The following is a 20,531-nucleotide window of genomic DNA, read 5'->3' as shown; positions in this document are numbered from 1 at the left end:
ATTACATATATTTACCATCCGTAATTTTGAGTAATATTCTTCATTTCACTCAATTGTTCTTGATTGATAGGGAAGAAATAATGCTTAGGCTCAAATACCCGGGGACCACCTTTCCAAACATTTGATGTCCGCGACCAAGAATCTTCGTATGAAGTGGCCAATAAATTAAGAGAATATTCCGGTCCGGGAAACTCTTGTTGAGCAATCATCCAGCGACGGGCATCATAATATCGGTGTCCCTCAAAGGCTAATTCTACCATGCGTTCCTTTTGAATCAGCATCCGCAACAAATCCTTATTGCCTTTCACTTCCGGATACGCTGTTTCGAGGGCATTTAAACCGGAACGTTCGCGAACAAGGTTAATATACTTCAATGCTTCCGTTTCATTGCGTTCGGGCTTCTCATTGCAAGCTTCAGCATAGTCAAGATATATTTCGGCCAAACGGAAATAGGGCCAGAATACGGTTCCCCAACTGCCACTTTCTGTATTAAGAGCAGGATCGAGTGGGCGTCTCCACATATATCCGACTTTGACACAATCTCCAGATTCTAAGTACGAGGATGATCCTCCCGTAAAAAAGGTAACTTGTTTTATGCCTTTATATTGATTGATCCAATAAAAACCATTTGGAAATACAGAAGCATAAAAACGGGCGTCACGTCCGACGCAGCTATTATGCGCTTTAAATCCAGGTGCAAAACTGGCTCCCGGCTGCTTGAAATTTTCTGTAAAACCGGTATTTGTATATCCCGATTGCTCATCAATTACAGGATTCCCGTTATTGTCATATCCGGTAACAGGATATCTTCCGGATTTAGCCATCGGATAAGTATCTACTAATTTCAGAGACGGGCAGAAACCACCGACACCCAGTTCACAAACTCTAGGAGGCATGCACCGGCTATACAGATAGAAACCTATAGCCCCAAGTCCAGTATTAGTAGGATTACGTCCCCAGGCACCCCAGATCGTTTCTTTATTCCACTCTTCAAAAAGAACTCCCTGATAAGATTTGATGGCACGTAGTAAAGGGTCTGCTTCAGTCTGGTCCTTGTACAATTCATAGATGTTCATATCTATAACATCTTTGGCAGCTTTAGCGGCTTTTTCCCATTTTTGAGGATCGGGACTCTGCGGAAAAAGGAAATCACCACGCAGATTCTTCATTTGTCCTTTATAAAGATCGCATCCATTATACAACGGACTGGCGGCATAGAGCAGTAAGCGCGCTTTGGCAGCCATTGCCGCTCCCTTGGTGATACGTCCTGCCCATTTTGTGAAATCGCTGATCTCTGCAGGAAGTTCTGCAATAGCCTTATCATACTCTTCAGCTATGAAATTTACGTTTTCATCAACTGTATGCCGGTCTATCGTTTCCGGTTTTATAAGTTCATCCGATTCGATGTCTCCCCAGATATACACAGGACCATATTGACGGAATAGTTCAAAGTAATAATAAGCTCGCAGAAAACGTGCTTCTGCTTTCATTATACGTCTCGTTTCAGAGTCAATCTCCAAGCATTCGTCAACATGGTTCATGAATATACTAGCTTGCTTTATGCCTGTATACTTTGCTTTCCAAATATTATAGTTTGGAGTAGAAGGTCCCCATGATCCATTATTGAAAGAGAGGTAGTTGACCCACTGATACCAGGAGAACATGGCTTCATCACTACGGGGAACTGCGCTTCCTTCTTCCAGATATTCATATTCCCGCGGCAAGTAGCTATAGACGTGCGCTAAATACTGTTCGGTAGAGACACGCTTACTAAAGGTTTCGTCCTGTGTAAGCTGATCGAGCAAAGTCACATCCAGATAATCGTTGCATGATACAAGGCTGAATGCAATAGTGAAGTATAGGAATATTCCTAAAATTCGTATCTTCTTATTCATAGTTCTGATATGCTTTAAAAGTTAAGATTAAGACCTAAGGTGATTGTTCTCATCTGAGGATATATATTTCCATAGTTGGAATCTAGTTCCGGATCCCATAATTTAAATTTGCTGAATGTCAAAAGGTTGACACCCTGTGCATAGACACGAATCGAAGACATACCCAGACGTTTATAAATATTCTTTGGAAGAGTATATCCTATCTCTACATTTTTCAAACGAAGAAAACTCATATTACGTTGCCAGTAGGTGGAGGGTTGAAGATTATTCTCTACCTTGCTCATAGAAAGCCGTGGATAAGTAGCATTAGGATTAGGATTGCCGGTGGTCCAACGTTTTTCGGCTACGTCTGCGTAAATCTGTCCTAAACGCTCTATATTATCAGAGGCACCATAAAGAGCGTCTCCACCGATAATACGAGTCACATTTCCTACTCCCTGCATAAACAGAGAAGCGTCAAATCCTTTCCAGCCCAGACTAATACCAAATCCATAATTTATTTCCGGTACGTCCGTATAGCCAATCGCTACCTTATCGTATGCGTCGATAACGTTATCACCATTGATATCTTTATATTTAATATCACCAGGACGAACGTTTCCAAAATTTTGTTTAGGGCTATTGGCTATATCTTCTTCTGACTCAAAAAGACCGAGAGCTATAAGACCGCGTTGCTGACGATAGGCAAATCCAGCTTCACTCTGGTAGGGCCATATAGGAGTCGGTTTATCATCATACAACTTTTTATTTCGATTGTAAGTGAAATTGGCACGGGCAGAGACATACCAGTCATTAAATCGTTGTTCATACTCCATAGAACCATCGAAACCCTGATTCTTCATTTCTCCAAGATTCACATACTGGGTTTCATTGAGACCGACGATTGAAGGAACACTTTCTTGCTGAATATAGATACCAGTACGCTTTTCATAAAAATAATCAAGTTGGAATTTAAGTCGGTCAAATAAGCCAAGTTCCAGTCCCACATTCGCTTTTTGAGCTTTCTCCCATGAAACATTCAGGTTTCCCGGAATACCTGTAGAAATACCTACAATACTTCCACTACCGGGATTCGTTCCGAAAATATAGCCATATTGTCCTTCTTTCATGGTGGAGTTGAATGCAAAACGTCTGTTTCCGCCAATCTGGTCATTACCTATTTCTCCATACGAACCTTTGATTTTCAACAGGTGGATAGTAGAACGCAACGGATCCCAGAAAGCTTCGTTGCTTAGCATATATCCTATAGCAAAAGAAGGAAAGAAACCAAAACGTTTGTCAGGTGCAAAATTCTCAGAACCATTGTATCCGAAGTTAAATTCTGCAAAATAGCGGTCGTAATATGAATAAGTAGCTCTACCGGCAATACCGATGTTTTTGTGGGCAAAAGCGTCTACATAATTACCCGGGAAATTGTCTGTATAGTTACGCATACTAAAAAGGAACAAAGCTCCAACACGGTGCTTTTCTCCAAAGAGACGGTCGTAATTGGCTGAGGCTTCAAAGTTGATAGTACGTGTGCCCGAATTTGTCCGTGTAAGTTTCATATAATCACTGCCTTCTGTACTCCGTACAAAGTCAAGATTCCCTTCTTCATCACGTCCGGTTGCATAGTAGGTAGATGGTGTTACAATGCGGTTTAGTGTATGCGCATTGTAGGCGTCCCATGAGAACTTAACATTGGCTTTTAATCCCGGAGTTACCATTTTTGAGAAATCTTGTGTAAGCGAAATTAGTGATTGTGCATTGTTGAAAAAATCCTGCGAGTACCCAGAGTTATTCAGGCTGTTATAAGGATTGGTACCTGTACTTGGTTTAGCCAAAGTGCCATCTGAATAAATAGTAGGAGTAGCTATCGGAGAAGTACGGATCATATAAGCATACAAATCTGATAGTGAACCATAAGGACGGTTCTTGGTCTCATATTGATTGGACAGTGAGAGACTCAGCTCAGTAGATGAAGTTACATTGATATCAATATTTGAACGAAAACTAAACTTGTTATAGCGCATTGAAGCATCGTAGCGGTCTTTATCCGAAATATTGAATACACTGCCTTCCGAATAAAAGGAGCCGCCTACATAATAACGTATTTTAGGAGATCCCCCGGTAACGTTGATATTCACGCGTGTGGTGTTGGAGAAGTCTTTAAACAATGTTTGCATCCAATCTACATTCGGGTAAAGATCCGGATCTGTATTATTCAGGTATTTTGCTTTTTCTTCAGGTTGTATAGCCAAGCGTCCGGATGATTCCAAAGTAATATCATTATAATAATTGATCCATTGTTCCGTATTAGCCAATTCGGGCATACGTACTGGATTGGTAAAACCATATTCTACGCGTGCATTAATCTTAGGTGCTGATTCGGTTCCACGTTTTGTCGTGATAAGTACAATACCATTGGCTCCACGCACTCCATATAATGCTGTTGCGGTAGCGTCTTTCAGAATAGAGAAAGAAGCTATATCTTCAACATCCACAAGGTCCATACTACGCTCTACTCCATCCACCAAAACTAACGGCTTATTGCTTGCACCAAAAGTGTTGATACCGCGAATCCAGAATTCGGCGCCTGCACCCGGTTCACCGGAACGCTGCATCACGACAATACCTGCCAATTGTCCTGCCAATCCGGAACTCAGTTTGGCAACCGGCATTTTAAGCTCATTCATCGAAACTGTATTGATGGCACCAATAACGCTTGCTTTTCGCTGTTTACCATATGCTACTACGGTAACTTCGTCAAGTTCTGCTGTTTGGGGTTGCATTTTAATCACCATATTGGTTTGATTGCCTACCAAGATAGTCTGTGTCTCCATTCCCAAGTAAGAGACAACCAGCTTATCTGTGGGTGAGACTTCTATCACGAATGTTCCGTCCAAGTCAGTGATAACTCCCCTTGAACGTCCTTCTACCAATATCGATGCACTGGGGATAGGTTCTCCAAATTCATCCAATACTTTTCCTGTGACTTTCTTGCCAGAAGGATTGTCCTTTACTTCTTTGATCTCATCTTTTTGTAAAGAATGCGCAAGAGCATTACTAGCGTTCATGTTTACTAGTGATAATAAACAGAATGTCGTAACAGTCCAGATTTTAATTGAAAAAATGTTTTTTCGTAAGTCCGACATCATACATTAATAATTTAAAGTTAAGTAATTCTGTATTTTTTTCTTCTTTAGATTTGATAATTCCACTAATTACAAGTTTGGTATTATATTCATAGGCTGTTTTATTTTATAATTGATTATTATTGGGATATACGTGCTTAATAGAAATATCGGATATATTTCTCTGATAATGTTTTAGCTAACAATATCGGGTTCTCTCCAGAAATTATAGGATGGTGCTCTTTGGATAATGTCCACTCATATTCGAAGTCAGTAATTGATTGATAAAATTGCTTTTTGTCAAACTTTTTGCCAGATAGTGAGGCGGATATTACTTCTGTTGTAAAGCGTTTCCAACGTTCACGATAATAACTGTTAGTTAATCCACCCCAGCCCCTGTTTGCATAGTCATTTAATTGAGTTGCTTTTTGTCCCCATACTGTCAGGATACAACGTGCATTTTCTTCATAATATTCTTTTTCAGCTTCTGTTTCTCCAAAAGAACGGGCATCGTCAATCCACTTGCCGATTGAAAAATTGGTTTCACAGGATAACAGACGGTCTGTATCTATCAATAGTGAATCCATTTGATTGGCCCATTTCTTCATGCCATCTATGTCTTTCTCTGAATAGCATTGAGTAAAATGATCTCTAAACAAGGAAAAGAGATTTCCTAATACTTGCCGTCCTACATTTATTACATCAAATCGATATCCAGTATTGTCTATATGACTGGCTTTCAACATTTCTGTCCAAATATCCCATAAGTCACGATTGTTATAAGTGATGTCTGGATAGGTATTCCAACTATCTGTGCCCACTAACATTGGACGTGCATTCATTAAAACGGCTTGCCCTGCTGTTGCATGCTTTTTATATATTTTTTTATGTAATGAATCCCATGCTTTCAGAATATGTTCGTCTTGATTTCCCCCTCTGCATTTTGCCCAGTTTAGAATCCATTGATCAGTTGTTAACGGATAATCCCATGCCTGGTCAAATACAAATTCATACATAAAAGGATTCACATCGAAGCCTTCCAGGGTAGCTCCTAAGCCATATACATTCTCACCACCTTCTGCAAAGAGCCTTTTGATTTTGCTATCAACATCATCCAGATTTCCGACCATCATGGAGTTTCCACCGAAATTGCCCAAGTAACACCATATATATGGTTTCCCATAGTACTTTTCCGTATTCCTCCATATTTCTGTACTGTCACAATAGTAATCCAACAGTATGAGTTTGTCATCTGGCACAGCCTCCAGGAAAGAACGGATTCTGGGTTGTGTCCATTTCTTTTGATCATGGTAAAACATCCATGTCATTTGCAACCACTTAGCCTCAGCATCTACTTGGTAAATGGACTCATATATCTTATTAGAAACCTTTGCCAGGAAATCTTCATTCCAATTTGGAGAATCAACCTCATTAAAAGGATCAATTCCATAAATATGATCTGTACCGTATATTGCCGTCTGCTCTTCCAAATACATTTTTTGAATGATGTTGAACAGAGAGTCCATTGGTTCTATAAAATGACTGCGATATTTTGAATCATATCCTCCCCATTGACTCATTTCGTGAATTTTGGCATCCGGATAGATTGCTTTAAGTTCTTTAGGTACGTGGCCAGAAAATGCAGGTAAAACAGGGGTCATATTAAAGTCGCGTTCTCTCTTTAATATTTGTTTCTGTAATACTTCTTGTTGCTCCAACCATGATTTCGGCAGGGGACTTTGCCAATAATCGACATTAGACATACGATGCCAGGGCAAGTGCGCAGGTCCTGTGAAATATGAACGTATTTGTTCATCGTTTAATCCTAATTTGCTCCAGACCTTATACCATACTGTCTCTTGTCCACTGATAGCTAATGGCATCGTAATTCCATTTAATGCCATCCAGTCAATCAACCTTTCCCAATCAGACCATTTCCAATAAGGCATTGTATATCCAAATGTACAGTAGTTCAAGAAGAAACGATTGTCACACTTAGAACGGATAGATATTGGTTGAGGAATTACTGGTAACTCTTCGGGCATATCAATGCTATCAGAGGCATACCAAGATACATTCGTATGGCAGTAATATTTCAGATAATGGTTAAGACCTACGGCCAAAGAATTATTATTATTTCCTTTTATGCGAATTTTCTTGTATGCCGATTCTAGTATAAAACGATCCATCTGGTTTGAGTCATTTAATAATTCAAATTCAAAAGAATCTGCATGTTGAGGAAATAATCTCTGGCACATCTGTTCTAATACTGGGTTACTTGATCCAGTATCCTTTCTACAACCTGTAAAAAGAAAAATTGTAAGTATTATATAGAAGTATTGTCTGTTCATATCAGGGTAATAAAAATAAGAATGTGTATTATATGTTAGATATGTGATTTTCATGGATGTATAATTTCATTTGTTTCTCGTAACTCTTCCAGTACTTTCCAGCATTGGTACAATCCTCTTGGTACATGGAAACATCCTTTCCATTTCCCGCCTTTGAGTGGCAGCAATACTTCTCCCTGCCGATTCAGATAACCGAACCATTCCGGATATTCCGTATCTTTGAAGTGTGTCCACGTGTAGTCATGTACTTTTTCAAACCATTCCAGACATCTTTTATCTCCGGTCAACTGATAGCCTTTCAATAATGAAATCAAAGATTCAATGTGTACCCACCAGAGTTTCTGATCCCACTCCAATTGCTGGGGAGGACAACCGTTACGGTCCATAAAGTAATAGATGCCTTCACATTGCTTGTCCCAACCGTAATCAAGCATTGTTAAGGTGGTTAACATTGCTTGTTGTATGAGCTCCGGTCGGTTCAGCCTTTTGCCTAGATCCATGATAAACCACATCGCTTCAATAGCATGACCGGGAGTCACTTGGCGTCCTTCGAAACAATCCACCAGATTACCATCCACATCGACATTCTCAACAATGATACCACCCAACTCCGGACGATAAAAGACATTCATCACTTCATGGATGCAGGTTTCCATCGTCTGTTCCAGATAACCGGGATCCAGAAGATGTTCGATCTCCAAAGCCAGATTACAGAGGATCATCGGGAGGGCGAAGTTCTTCAGATTACGAGTACCAGGATGAACCTTGTTCCACTTGCCTTTCGGATTATCAACTTTAGAGAGTATGATTTCAAAAGTCTTCTTTGCTATGTCCGCATACTCCTGACTTCCGGTAGCAAGACTCAACTGCCCGAAGGCCATCGTGGCGAAAGTATATGAGAAAATATTGTATGGTTCTACCAGTGGTCTACCCGAACGATCGAGTGAAAAATACCAGTTGTAATCTCCATTATGTCCACATTTTTTTAAGAATTCACCACCCTGAACGGCACAATCCAGCCATTCCTGCCGTTTTTCCACTTTGTTGTAAAGCATGGAGAACATCCATACCTCACGTCCCTGCAACCAGATGAATTTATCTGTATCAAAAACTCCTCCTTTGCGGTCTAAGCAGGTGAAATAACCGCCAAACTCAAGATCTTGAGAGTGTTCGAGCCAGAATGGAAGGACATTATCCAATAATTCATTCCGATATTGATCGGCTAGTATTTTAAAATCCATATATCTTTAAGTGTTAAGTTATTAAGGTCTCTTTCTTCTACTGTTCCGACCGGGTCCAGTATCTTTCGATCTCTTCCAGTGACTTTCCTGTAGTCTCCGGCACGAGTTTCCATACGATGAGCATATACGGCACGCACATGACTGCGAACAGGAAGAATGTTCCGGCGGGGGTGAGATTCTGGAGCATCCAGGGGGTTAGCTGTCCGATCAGGTACGTTCCTATCCACAGGGCGAATCCTGCAATGGACATCGCCAGTCCGCGTACCTTGGTGGGGTACATCTCCGAGAGGAGCACGAACACCACGGCACAGATGGAGACGGCACAGCAGAATACATAGAACAGGAAGAAAACGAGCAGGAAGAGGCTGGATACTCCCCAGGAATCACCGAAGAGGAAGTAAATGCCGATCAGCAGGAGGGAGACAACCATCCCCGAAACTCCGTAATAGACCAGTTGCTTGCGGCCGACCCTGTCAATGATCACAAGAGCAAGAACGGTGGTCAGAGTGTTGACTAGTCCTACGAGAACTTGGCTTAAATTAACTATAGTATACAGATGAAGCTAGTAAAACTTCTCTTTTTAGTTAAATATAGAAAAATAAGAAGGTAAAATGTATATAAGTGTAATTTGTTACTTTTTATCGTTATATTCAAATTACTCGATAAAAAACATGAATATATATGAATTGTCAATTTATATATACGATGTAACAAGCTTTCCTGTGATATAGGATGTCAGTTTGAAATTTTTAGTAAAAAGATTCTGGGATCAACTGAGTATTGTTAATAATAAGTCAATAAATAGAAACTATTTGTTATGAGTTTTTATTTTACTATGTATGTTTTGTCCGTTGCAAAAAAATGAAAGTGATTATAGCTAAAAAGTTTTTTATTATTTTTGTAGAATCATTTTAGTAACATCGAAATGAAGTTGTTCTCGAAAAAAAGACTACCTTTACTCTATAATAAAGAATTATATAAATAATGGAACAAAAAGAATATCTCAGTATTAAATCCTTTGGCCCGATAAAGGATGTCAAATTAGATAATATCAAACCATTCACTTTCTTTATTGGTGAATCAGGTAGTGGAAAAAGTACCATTTTAAAGGTGCTGGCTATGATGAGACATATGTGTAAGCAAATAAATCTTCGCTCATACTTGAAATTGGGTAATGTTATTGATAAAACCATAGATTTAAGCATTTCTGAATATCTACGTAATGGCGGGATGACAGATTATGTCAAAAATGATACTGAAATAGTTTATAGCAAAGGAGATTGTAATATAACCTATACTCCACAGAAAGGACTAAAAGGAACAAGAAAAATAATCAGCAGCGAGAATTTATCATTGGAGAAGATCTCATTTTTCTCTGATAAACGGGGAGCTATAGCTCCTTTATTAGCAAATTTGAGTGATGGAGCAGCGTTGGGATTCTATTTTACCGAGACCTTTCAAGATTTTAAAAAAGCTACAGAAGTGATAAAGGAGCTGGAAATGCCTTATTTAGGTGTTCGCTACTATGAAAAGAAAGCTCAAAATGGAAGCAGACAATTCTTTATCAGCAATGTAAATGACACTTATAAAATCCATTTTGAAGATGCATCTTCTGGCATTCAAACGATGACGCCTCTTGCTGTGATCGCTGAATATTTCTCAAAACATTTTGATCTGGTACACGGATTTAATTCTTCTATAGTTACTCTATTGGGCAAAAATGATAGCTTATCATCTTTTAGACATGATATGAATATCGGTGATATTGCCAACCGTTCCATACATCTGATGATTGAAGAACCGGAACTGAGTATGTTCCCTACAGCCCAGCGTTCATCATTAAATATGCTTATAGATAAATGCTTGAACGGAAATAAATATATGACATTGACTTTGGCTACTCATAGTCCATATATCATTAATCATTTGAATCTTTTGCTTAAAGCATTTGACAAAGGGGTGAAAATAGAAAATGCAGCATTGGACTATCATAAGACTGAGGTATATGTAGTAGAGCATGGGATGGTAAAAAGCATTAAAGTTCAAAATGCCCATCTGATAAACACGGATTACCTATCGGATGATATTAACGAGATATACAATGAGTACGATAAATTAGATGAGATACAATGATTGACTTACTAAAACGGGAACTACCGTCACATTATAAATTACATCGTACCATTGTTGATGTTCCATATGAGATTACTGCTGAAGAGCACTTTGATTTGACAGACAGAGGTCTGACATCTATCGTGGATTATAAGACTGGGAATATTTCTTTCGATCATAGTAATCGGACAGAAGTTCAGGTTATTAATTATGAAGCGTATCTAATAGGCCTGAAGGGAACAAAATTTGAAACCGGAAGGAAGAGGTGTGATTTTATTTTGCACGAGACAGGAGGCAGTTGTGATAGTTTTTATATCTTAAACGAACAAACATCTACCAAAAAAAATATTGAGAACTTATCTAAGCCTATACTTGATAAGGATAAAAACGTGATCTATCCCGGTGGAAAATATGAAAAAGCGGAAATACAATTGTTGGAAACGTTAAAAACAATCAAGGCTGTTCCTTCTATTTCTGCTTTTATAAATCGATATAAGCGTAAAGTATGCTTGATGTCATATCTTATTAAACCTGATGAAGATTCAAAGGTTTCAAGCGCCCAAAAATCTTTTGGAAGATATAAGCTGATTGAATCTAGAGAAACTGGAGAAAATGGAGCTTTATTGGAACATCCTTCAATAAATGCCGAAGGTTTCGAATTTCGTAGAATCAGCCATGAATATTCATTTAGGTTGAGTTGATATGCGTTGAGAGATATTCAGAAAATTAAAACAGTAGATTAAATAACATCTTATAAATCTACTGTTTTAATGCTTAAATGTAGCCGGATGAAAACGATAAATTCATAGACCCTATCGCTTTATCATTTTTTTTATGAATGGAGTTATCAAATTGGCATATCTCATCATTCCCAAGTCGGTAAAATGAATGCCATCAACCGTAGCCTCACCATCTTCTCCTATCATCTTTTCCGAATGAATCAAATATATATCTTTTTCCCCCTTCTTCTTGAGTGAATTGAAAATCTCATTCAATGTTTGATTCTTCCTTGTTACTTCATGAGCTACTCTCTGATCAAATAATGTATGAGTGAAAATAGGGTCTTCTATAAATACAATCGGAGTTTTCGGATGCTTGTTGCGAATGATCCGGTAAAAAGTTTCCATACGTTCTTTCATCTGTTCTACTGAAGCATTGGGTACAAAATCCAAAACGAAGACACCGGCATCCACTTCCGCCATGACTCTTGCGACTTCAAGGTCAAGTTGTCCGTTACCACTAAAACCAAGATTAATGCATTCTCGGTTCAACCTTCTTGATATGATATTGGTATGTGCCATTCCGGGACGTGAAGCACAGCCTCCTTGCAGGATGCTGGTTCCATAGAATACAATTGGTTTCTCACGGATTGGATAATTAATCTGAGGCTGATCAATGGAAGATAAAGAATCGACTCCTATAGACAGTGACACAAGTCCGTCATAAAGAGGAAGATATAGCATATATTCCCTTTCTTTAGGCTGCATATTGGCGATAACGGTAGCTTGATTTGTTTTTCCATTAGGACGTGCACTATTGACAAATCTCCACTGACCGTTCCCTTCCCAACAATATAAATCAAGACCTTTTATTCCTACATCGGTCATATGATTCATATGGTTATTAAAGAGATTCTCCCATTTCAACGCTATTCGGGTAGAGTTACTACGAAATCGTATCGCCATTCCTGCCGAATTACGACTCAAATTCCATAAAGGGGGACGAGAAATGTTTTTGAGAGAATCCGGTAGTCTCTCATATCTTGCCCCTGTGTCTTGTGTTGCTTTTCCTAAAAGAGGAAAGCATGACGCATCATGGTACGTCATTTGTTGTGCCTGTAACTGAATGCAGAACAGGCACAACATTGTGAAAAAAAAGAATTGTTTCATCATCTATTTAATTCCGACAGCGGTCAGCACTTTCCTTTGTTTGCCGTCACTGCCTTTAATGGTTTCTTTGCCATTGACCAGCATGCACGATGAACCGCCTCCGTCAAGATTCAGCGCTTCCGTACATCCCAGATCTTTCATTACTTTAGCTACGTTGGCAGTGGTCAGTCCTGCTACTCCTTCTGTCATGTTTCTGCCTTCGCACACAAAGATAATCATTTTTTTGTTAGTTGTTATACCAATTGCGGTGCGAGGTTGATTGGAAGCTGCAGAAATATCCAGCATTTCTTCTACATACGTGTTTTTAATCTCTCCGGCACGCAGTAAAACTGTGACACCTCCGATACCGGTGGTAGCCTCCAATGCTTTTGCGCCGTTGGGGAAAGTAGATGACGGAGCCTGCAACGGATCCTTATTTATATCGTTATCAGCAGGGGCGGGATAGCAATAATTGATTCCGTCGGATGCCTGATAAGTCCATGTCGTTTGAAATGTTCCGTCCTTCATCTGGCAGAAGGCTCCTAAAGTCGGATACCACATAGTTACCCAGTCTTTTGAATAGTAGTTCTGATTGGGTGCCAGTAACTGCCCTTCACGAATCACTAGATTTTGCGAATAATAGAATCCGGCACTGTAAAAGAACAATCCTCCATTGATGACTACCGGTGCCTTGGAAGATTCATAAAACTCCGAAGGGGTATGTATCGATTTACCTCCATATCCATTGGCTTCCTGTGAGAAAGCGATGTCGCCCAGAACTTCAAATTTAGCTTTACTCATATCTGCGACAGCTATGTAGGCAATCGCCTTCTTTCCCGCCAGATTTTCAGGTGATTTATAGATGTGAATATAGTCCGGAAGACTTCCGAAATTATCGGCTGTCGTCCATCCTTGTGATACTATATCAGGATTCGATTCTTCCTCTTCAGTTTCCTGATCCCATTCCCACGGATGATCAGGATAGCTTTCTCCACATGAACATATAGAGAAGGCAAGCAATGCTGTTGCTATAAAATATAGACGTTTGATTAACATGATTCAAGTCCTCCAAAAACATTTTAATTTAGTAAATAATATGGTTATTAATAAAGCCAGAGAAGTTATGATGACTCCCCGTAAAAAGCCCAGCCAGGCATTTTGATCCAGATAGGAAAGATAGGTTCCCAGTCCTGCCAGATTCAATAGAGGTAATACTACCAACTGGGTGGATACGTATGCAATCATCGGATTCTGCCCTGCATATTCCAATGGACGGGTCAATCGGGACCAAGAATAAATGTCGCACATAATAGAAAATGCAATCATCGCCATAAAGGCAAGTCCCGATGCAAGGAAGTAATAACTGTACGTAGAAGGATCTTTCCGGATTCCCCCTTCGTAAGCTTCAAAAGCCAGCCCTAATAATATCAGATAAGTTCCTGCTCTGAAGAGTTTATACCAGTAACCGGTGTTTTTTCCTTCCACCTGCAAGAGAATGTAGAGAACGCATAATATAGCGATTGTACCCACTAAATTGAGAAAAAGATAACGCATATAAAGTCCGTATAAATTGAATACGATCAGTCCGATGGTCAATAAGAGTATCCATGGCATTCTTTTGCGTTCGTCTTTATTGTCGTTTACGGGCATCGTGTTTTTGCAGTGTAACCACTCATGCAGATATTCTCCGGCAATGCTGCCGGGAATTACGATAAACAGATACTTCAGATAGGAGAACTTATACATCCACGGTAAGGGCGAGAATGCCATCAGGCTATGATTCCATGATTCTGCGTTTTCATTTCCCAAGAACACTGCCATGATAAAAGGCAATATTGCTATACGAATCCATGGCTTATTGATCGTTAATGTATAAATCAGTGAGCCGAAAATGGCCATATTGGCCAATACCAGAATGATAATATTACTGTAGCCCAGACTGAATGTCCGTCCATCGGCATAGTTGATATTCAGCAGCATGAATACTCCCGTTGCATAAGCCAGTATTTTAATCAGCATCCTTACGTATTCCGGCATTTTGAACGGAATCCTCATGAACATGGGAAACATCAAGGCAAAACCTCCCAATGCAATGAGCCATGAGCGAACATCCTGGGGAGAAGATACTACCCACGGATATATATGCTGAATAAAAATAGCGAAGAAAGTCAGCCGGAAACCTCTTAAAAGGCTGTCGTATATAATTCTCCGGCGGGAGCTGCCCTTTCTGTATTTGTTACCTATTGAAAAAGGGAAAGCAGCTCCCATTGCAAACAGGAAAAAAGGAAACACCAGATCAACCCAAGTGATCCCATATATAGAACCATCAAACACAAAGTTGGAGCGGGGACCTACCTGGGCATGATACATCCATCCGGGAAGCACTCCCCAGGCAACGCTGCCGGAGAGAACCATTGTCAGAATGGCATACCCACGCAGGGCATCCAAAGAAGAAGCTCGTGTACTGTTGTTATTCATAATTTTCGTTTAATTAATGTATTACGACCCGAAATGGAGAAGCAGGTATTTCCGCATTATTGAAAAGATCACCTTCCATATAATTGTGGAAACAATAACGCACTTCTACAGGATGAGGCACCGAATCATTCCATACTTTCACACGGGCAGAACCATTGATTATTTCCGCTTCTGCCGGTACGATATTTCCCTTTTCGTCTACAAGTTCAAATCCCCTCAACTTTTGATTTTCAGGGATCAGTCCATCACTGCCATGTTCAAAAGTGATTTCTACTACATTCTCTTTCAATTGATGGCTTTTATACAAAGGGCCTGCATACAGAAAACCTTTTTTGCCATAAGTCTTGGCAAGAGCCCAGTAAGCAAGGCGCTGACCGACTTTGATTTTGTAGGGAGGATGAATGAATTTTTCACTTCCTGCATCCGTTGTTGTGACCATACCAACATTAGGAACTTCCTGCATTAATTCCAGCTGGCATTGACGGAACCATGCACGATCAAGCCTATCTTTACCTTCGGCCTGCCATGGAGTGATCTGGACATAGTATACAGGCATTGCAGGGCTATGAAAGAATTCTCTCCACTGGGCGACCATTGCGGGAAAGAGTTTTTTATAAAGAGCGGGATCAGCAGAATTGGATTCTCCCTGATACCAGATGACTCCTTTGACCGGAAATCCCCTCCATGGATTTACCATTGCATTCCATAATAAAGTAGGTGTGCCCGCAGGCCAGTCGAACTTGGTTTGTCCAATATCCGGTAATTGAACTTCCGGAAATTGGGACAGTGTCTCTTTATCCATCCAAGTCTCTATCTTGGAAGCACTCCATGAGCAATGAATCAGTCCGACAGGAATATCCAATGAACGTTGTAGTAAGTCTCCGAAAAAATAAGCGGCAGCACTAAAGTCTCCGACTTCTTTCGGAGAAAGTTCCGACCAATATCCCGTAATACCTTCTTCCTTAGGAGTCGTACTCCAATCTCTTTTGACTGTAAACAAACGTAATTCCCGTTTGGAGTCGGCAGCCACGATATAGGGTTGTGAACCATAAACCGGCTGTCCCCGAAAACCTCTGACCGGCATTTCCATATTCGATTGGCCGGAACAGAACCAGACTTCTCCCAGTAAGATGTTCTTTAATATAAGTGCCTCGCCGTCAGAGAATGTAATAGTATAGGGACCGCCTGCTTCCGGAGTAGGAAGTTGAATATTCCAATTTCCATGCTGGTCACTTCGGGTCGTTAGCTTCCGGTGATTCCATGACGCTTCAATCGTAATTTTACTATTGGCAGAGGCTTTGCCGTGGAAGGTTACTTCCGATTGTTGTTGCAACACCATGTTATCACCCCAGATGGAAGTTAACCTGACTTTGGCCTGCATTCCCAATGGGAATAGCAGGCTGATAATCCATAGGTGGTATATGATATACTTCATGAATCTTTATTTAGAAACGTTTTGCTGATACACTTTACCGAAACGGTCTGTTACTCTGATCTCTATTTTAGCTTTCGGATTACGGGGAGTGGCACGGAACATATGTCCTGTACTTGCTGCTGATATCCAGCTCTGCATGGTTCTCTTTTTGTCTGTACATACTTGATGCGCATACGGGTCGACTCCGGTATATTGAGTCATGGTACCCATCACTTTTCCGTTTTCCAGCCATTCTACTTTCCAGTTTTTATCCCAGTTCCAGACATTGGCAATAATATCTTTGGGGAATTCCTTAGATGTTCCTGCAGCATAGCTTCGAAATTGGTAGTCTTTCGGATGGCCGGCACTTTTATAGTACCATTTCACTTGGTTTCCGTCTACTTCGTAGACTCCGTATCCTTGTGGGGTGCCGTCGATGCAGACATCCGCATGCCACCAGATACCACATACGGCAGCCGTATTGTGCTCCATTTGGTGATCGTTAAATACAATGTTCGAGTTGGAATGAAGATGGCCCGTCAGGAAGTGTGTTTCATAGCCATCCAATAATTGATGAACCGCTTCAGCATTGATCGTTTCTCCTGCCAACATGGCATAGTCGTAATTAAAAGGTCTTTTCTGTTCCGTTATTCTCGTAGGAATATGCGTTATGAAAAAGACTAATGTACCTTTAGGGACATAAGACAGATCTTCTTCCAACCATTTGAAAGTTGTTTCATCTATATAGCCGATATAGAAGTATTCACGTCCTACATAAAAGTTGTTGTTGATAACAATATAGTGGGCATTTCCTTTATTGAATGAGTAGTGAGTAGGGCCGAAATATCCTTCGAAAGTCCGGTACGACGTTTCATGAGTAGCTCCATTACAATCCATATCATGATTACCGATTGCACGATATATAGGGATATCCAGTTTCTTTGCCTTATCGATATAAGGTGGAAAGAAAGTAGCTGGTGTGTCCCAAAAGATGTCTCCACAATTCAGACCGAATACATCACGATCCGAATATTGATCGATTAACTGTTTATAGTCATCGACAATGGGAGCATACAGATCCCAGTGCTCTTTCAGACCGGCCTGTACATCCGCTTCCAGCACAAACAAGTGTTTACTGTCGTCTTTAGAATTCTTCTTCAGACGGAAATTATACTCATTCGTCTTGTTCAGATCAATTTCCTGATAGAATCGGGGAATCGTTTGTTCACAATCCGTCAAGTATCCGGCAGGAGTCGTGATATATACAAAGCGTGTGTTTCCGAGATTGGGCAGATGGTAAATACCGTTCTTGTCTGTAGTGACACAACGCTGTCCGTCTGTCACTACCACATTGGCTATACCTTTGCCATCGCAAGTAACGGTTCCTTTGATCATTCGCGCTTCATCCAGCTTAGTTTCGTCCAGTGCTTCTTTTAGTTCGTCCCACCATCCGTTGCGGATAATGTGTACAATGTCGAAAATCATCACACCGTCCGATTCTTTCAAGTTCATACGGACTGCTTTCTGGAATTGGTTTACGTCCCGTTTGTAATCTTCTACATACAGACCGCCGCATACTGGCACCGCATCTTTCAGCAAGTACTTGGAATATTTGCAACCGCCTTCTACACATAAATATTCTCCGGTAGAAAACTCGCTGTCTGTTTCATTCTTAAATTTACCGGAAGATTTATAATAATCGTCCAGCGTTACATTCCAGTAGTAATTGCCATTCGTATAGAAATCCAGCAACTCTGCAAAGCCATAATTCTTATAGTCAGGAGTAGCCCAACTGAAGTCCTTGCTGACATCATAATTACGGCTTGCCCAGTTGACACCTACCTCAAAGTAAGTAGGATACCATGCACCGGTATAAGCGGCCAACATACATTCCGGCTTTATCTTTTTGATGGAAGTACGTACATCTTTTATAAAGTTATATATAACAGAAGCTCTCCACGTCAGCCATTGATGATAGTATGGGCCACCCACACGGTCTATGCCTCCTTCGGCATTAGGGCGCCACTCAAAAATATCCTCCGGAAACTTCTCAACTTTCTTTCCGATGAATTTCTCAAACATCTTCTTTGACTCAGGAGAAAAGTCCGAATCAATACAATCATATCGTGCACGGTCAAGCATGATGCCGTCAAATGCATAATTCCGGACAACTTCTTTGATCACATCAATCTCATACTTCTGCACCTCTTTCAGTGCCGGATTCAGGAACATGGTAGGCTTTCCTTCTATTTCCGTTACAGGGAGCAGTCCTTTGCGCGGTACATAATTGATAGCCTGCCACTTTTTGTGTTTATCGAAGATGGCGCCACGTTTCACGATATTCTGTCCGTCAGCAAATATATTCATTCCGGCAAAGATGATCATATTGCGGGCATGAGCAGCTTCGATAAAGGTACCGATAAAGTCAAAATCCGGACGGTCGAAGTTTTTCCAGTTCTTCTTCTGTGCGGCATATTTGCTGGGATATAATACTTCACCCGTATTGTCTTTTATGTCCAATACCAGATGCGTGATACCTGCTTCATGGCATTTGTCTACATAGTAGCGAATTGAATCGGGGTAGCTGAAACGTTGGAAATTAGCCGAACAGTCTAACCACATTACTTTTGGCTTTCCCGAGGCAAATGCCAGAATGCCTATCCATAATAAAAGGGAGATAATTGAGAATCTTTTCATATTCATAGTGTATTCTTTCGATTTTACTTCAGAGCTCCTCCGGCTCTCATTCCGTTTTCAACTTCTTTCCATAAGCCTTTGTTGATGATATGTACAATATCGAATACCATCAGTCCGTCGGAAGCTTTCAGGTTCATTTCTATGGTTGCGGATAATTTGGCGGGATTGTCATAGAATTGATCCACCAGAATACCACCCATAAATTTATTATCTTTCATGATATTACGTAATTTCTGACAAGAACCTTCAACAGAATACCACGTGCCGCTTTGTGCCTGTGAATCAGTTTCGTTCCATACGCTCTTTTTGTTTTTCAGAGATTCTTCTATGGTGATATCGGTATAATAATTACCGGTAGTATATAAGTCCATCAGTTCGGCATAACCGTAATTCTTATATTCGGGAGTAGCCCAGTCAAAATCTTCGCTCGGATCGTATTTCTTGCTTGCAAAGTTTACGCCTACTTCATAATAAGAAGGATACCATGCTCCGGTGTATGTACCGAAAGAAATATCCGGATTCACTTTCTTTACTTCATTCCGGGCACGGGCCATGAAGTCGTAGATGTTCTTGGTGCGCCATTCAATCCATTTCAGGAAATGTTTTCCGCGTTCGGGATAGTATTTATCATTCTCGTCCTTTTTCCATTCGAAGATGTCTTCCGGAAACTTTTCTACTTTCTGTCCGATATACGCCTCGAACTTCTGGCGGGAGAGGTCTGAAAAGTCTGCCGTTATACCATCATAGCGTACACGATCCAGCATCAATCCATCCAGATCGGGATAACGTTTCACTAAATCCTTGAGAACATTCAATATATGTGTCTGAAACTCCTCATTGATAGGATTAACCATTGCCGAATATTTCTTCTTTTCATTGGTGATGGAAGTGATTCCTTTCGGAGTGTATACTGTCGATGCCCATTCAGGATGCGTGGAATAGACTAATCCACGGTCGAAATAATTGTGTCCTGCGACAAAGACATTGAGTGAAGCATGTACTTCTATACCCAGTTCATGGGCTTTTTTGATGAAATGTCCCAAGTAATCGAAGTCTTTGCGTTCATATCCATGCCATTCACGCATTTTAGGAGCAAACTCCGTATCGAACAGTACTTCTCCGGTGATGGGACGTACATCAACGATAGCATGGGTGAAACCTAATGATTTTATTTTTGTCAGATAATAATCAATGGAGTCAGGATTGCTGAAGCGTTCAAAGTTTGCTTCCGCATCAAACCACATCAAAGCGGGCTTGGCATTTTCCACTTGGGTAGCAGAACTTTTGCATGCTCCCAATGCAATGATTAACAGACTTGATAAAAGTACTATTGTTATTTTTCTCATACGATCATATTCTAAT

12 protein-coding genes and 1 pseudogene are annotated in these 20,531 nt (G+C 40.4%); 2 read left to right on the top strand and 11 right to left on the bottom strand.

All coding sequences use genetic code 11. From position 1 onward, the window contains the following. Nucleotides 1-11: 11 nt before the first annotated feature. From ACHLI0_RS00150 to ACHLI0_RS00130, 5 genes and pseudogenes are all read right to left on the bottom strand, one after another. Nucleotides 12-1,895: a RagB/SusD family nutrient uptake outer membrane protein gene (locus tag ACHLI0_RS00150; protein ID WP_225694231.1), complete on the bottom strand. Its 1,884-nt coding sequence runs from the start codon at nucleotides 1,893-1,895 to the stop codon at nucleotides 12-14. 14 nt (nucleotides 1,896-1,909) lie between these two features. Beyond that, on the bottom strand, nucleotides 1,910-5,032 hold the full coding sequence (locus ACHLI0_RS00145; protein ID WP_490748167.1) for a SusC/RagA family TonB-linked outer membrane protein: 3,123 nt from the start codon (nucleotides 5,030-5,032) through the stop codon (nucleotides 1,910-1,912). A gap of 134 nt (nucleotides 5,033-5,166) precedes the next feature. Then, nucleotides 5,167-7,359, bottom strand: a complete 2,193-nt coding sequence (locus ACHLI0_RS00140; protein ID WP_234120749.1) for an alpha-N-acetylglucosaminidase — start codon at nucleotides 7,357-7,359, stop codon at nucleotides 5,167-5,169. A gap of 50 nt (nucleotides 7,360-7,409) precedes the next feature. Next, on the bottom strand, nucleotides 7,410-8,600 hold the full coding sequence (locus tag ACHLI0_RS00135; RefSeq protein WP_151209975.1) for a n-acyl-d-glucosamine 2-epimerase: 1,191 nt from the start codon (nucleotides 8,598-8,600) through the stop codon (nucleotides 7,410-7,412). Nucleotides 8,601-8,637: 37 nt separating this feature from the next. After that, nucleotides 8,638-9,132: pseudogene (locus tag ACHLI0_RS00130) on the bottom strand (MFS transporter); the annotation flags it as partial. Between the two features lie 452 nt (nucleotides 9,133-9,584). Here ACHLI0_RS00130 and ACHLI0_RS00125 point away from each other — a divergent pair. Further along, a complete protein-coding gene (locus tag ACHLI0_RS00125; RefSeq protein WP_008760730.1) occupies nucleotides 9,585-10,733 on the top strand; it encodes an ATP-binding protein in 1,149 nt (382 codons plus the stop codon). Next, nucleotides 10,730-11,413 (top strand): hypothetical protein, encoded by a 684-nt coding sequence (locus tag ACHLI0_RS00120; RefSeq protein WP_195365280.1) that lies wholly within the window; start codon nucleotides 10,730-10,732, stop codon nucleotides 11,411-11,413. Before ACHLI0_RS00125 ends, ACHLI0_RS00120 begins: the two co-directional genes overlap by 4 nt. Before the next feature lie 111 nt (nucleotides 11,414-11,524). Here ACHLI0_RS00120 and ACHLI0_RS00115 read toward each other — a convergent pair whose 3' ends face one another. The 6 genes from ACHLI0_RS00115 to ACHLI0_RS00090 are packed head-to-tail and all read right to left on the bottom strand — an operon-like array spanning nucleotide 11,525 to nucleotide 20,515. Beyond that, nucleotides 11,525-12,577 (bottom strand): SGNH/GDSL hydrolase family protein, encoded by a 1,053-nt coding sequence (locus ACHLI0_RS00115; protein ID WP_413555657.1) that lies wholly within the window; start codon nucleotides 12,575-12,577, stop codon nucleotides 11,525-11,527. A 27-nt stretch (nucleotides 12,578-12,604) separates the two neighbouring features. After that, nucleotides 12,605-13,636 carry a phosphodiester glycosidase family protein gene (locus ACHLI0_RS00110; RefSeq protein WP_055228928.1) on the bottom strand — a complete coding sequence of 344 codons (1,032 nt, stop codon included), beginning with the start codon at nucleotides 13,634-13,636 and terminating at the stop codon, nucleotides 12,605-12,607. Nucleotides 13,637-13,639: 3 nt separating this feature from the next. Next, complete coding sequence (locus tag ACHLI0_RS00105) at nucleotides 13,640-15,058, bottom strand: DUF5009 domain-containing protein (protein ID WP_061473529.1); 1,419 nt, start codon at nucleotides 15,056-15,058, stop codon at nucleotides 13,640-13,642. Between the two features lie 13 nt (nucleotides 15,059-15,071). Next, nucleotides 15,072-16,493 (bottom strand): sialate O-acetylesterase, encoded by a 1,422-nt coding sequence (locus tag ACHLI0_RS00100; RefSeq protein ID WP_234120776.1) that lies wholly within the window; start codon nucleotides 16,491-16,493, stop codon nucleotides 15,072-15,074. Nucleotides 16,494-16,499: 6 nt separating this feature from the next. Then, nucleotides 16,500-19,175, bottom strand: a complete 2,676-nt coding sequence (locus tag ACHLI0_RS00095; RefSeq protein WP_195583422.1) for a calcineurin-like phosphoesterase C-terminal domain-containing protein — start codon at nucleotides 19,173-19,175, stop codon at nucleotides 16,500-16,502. 17 nt (nucleotides 19,176-19,192) lie between these two features. Further along, nucleotides 19,193-20,515, bottom strand: coding sequence for an alpha amylase family protein (locus ACHLI0_RS00090; protein WP_113747847.1), 1,323 nt, complete (start codon nucleotides 20,513-20,515; stop codon nucleotides 19,193-19,195). Nucleotides 20,516-20,531 lie beyond the last annotated feature (16 nt).

This window comes from Bacteroides sp. RCH18 (assembly GCF_058231005.1).
The sequence above is the reverse complement of the archived record's forward strand: the minus strand, read 5'-3'. Positions and strand labels throughout refer to the sequence as shown.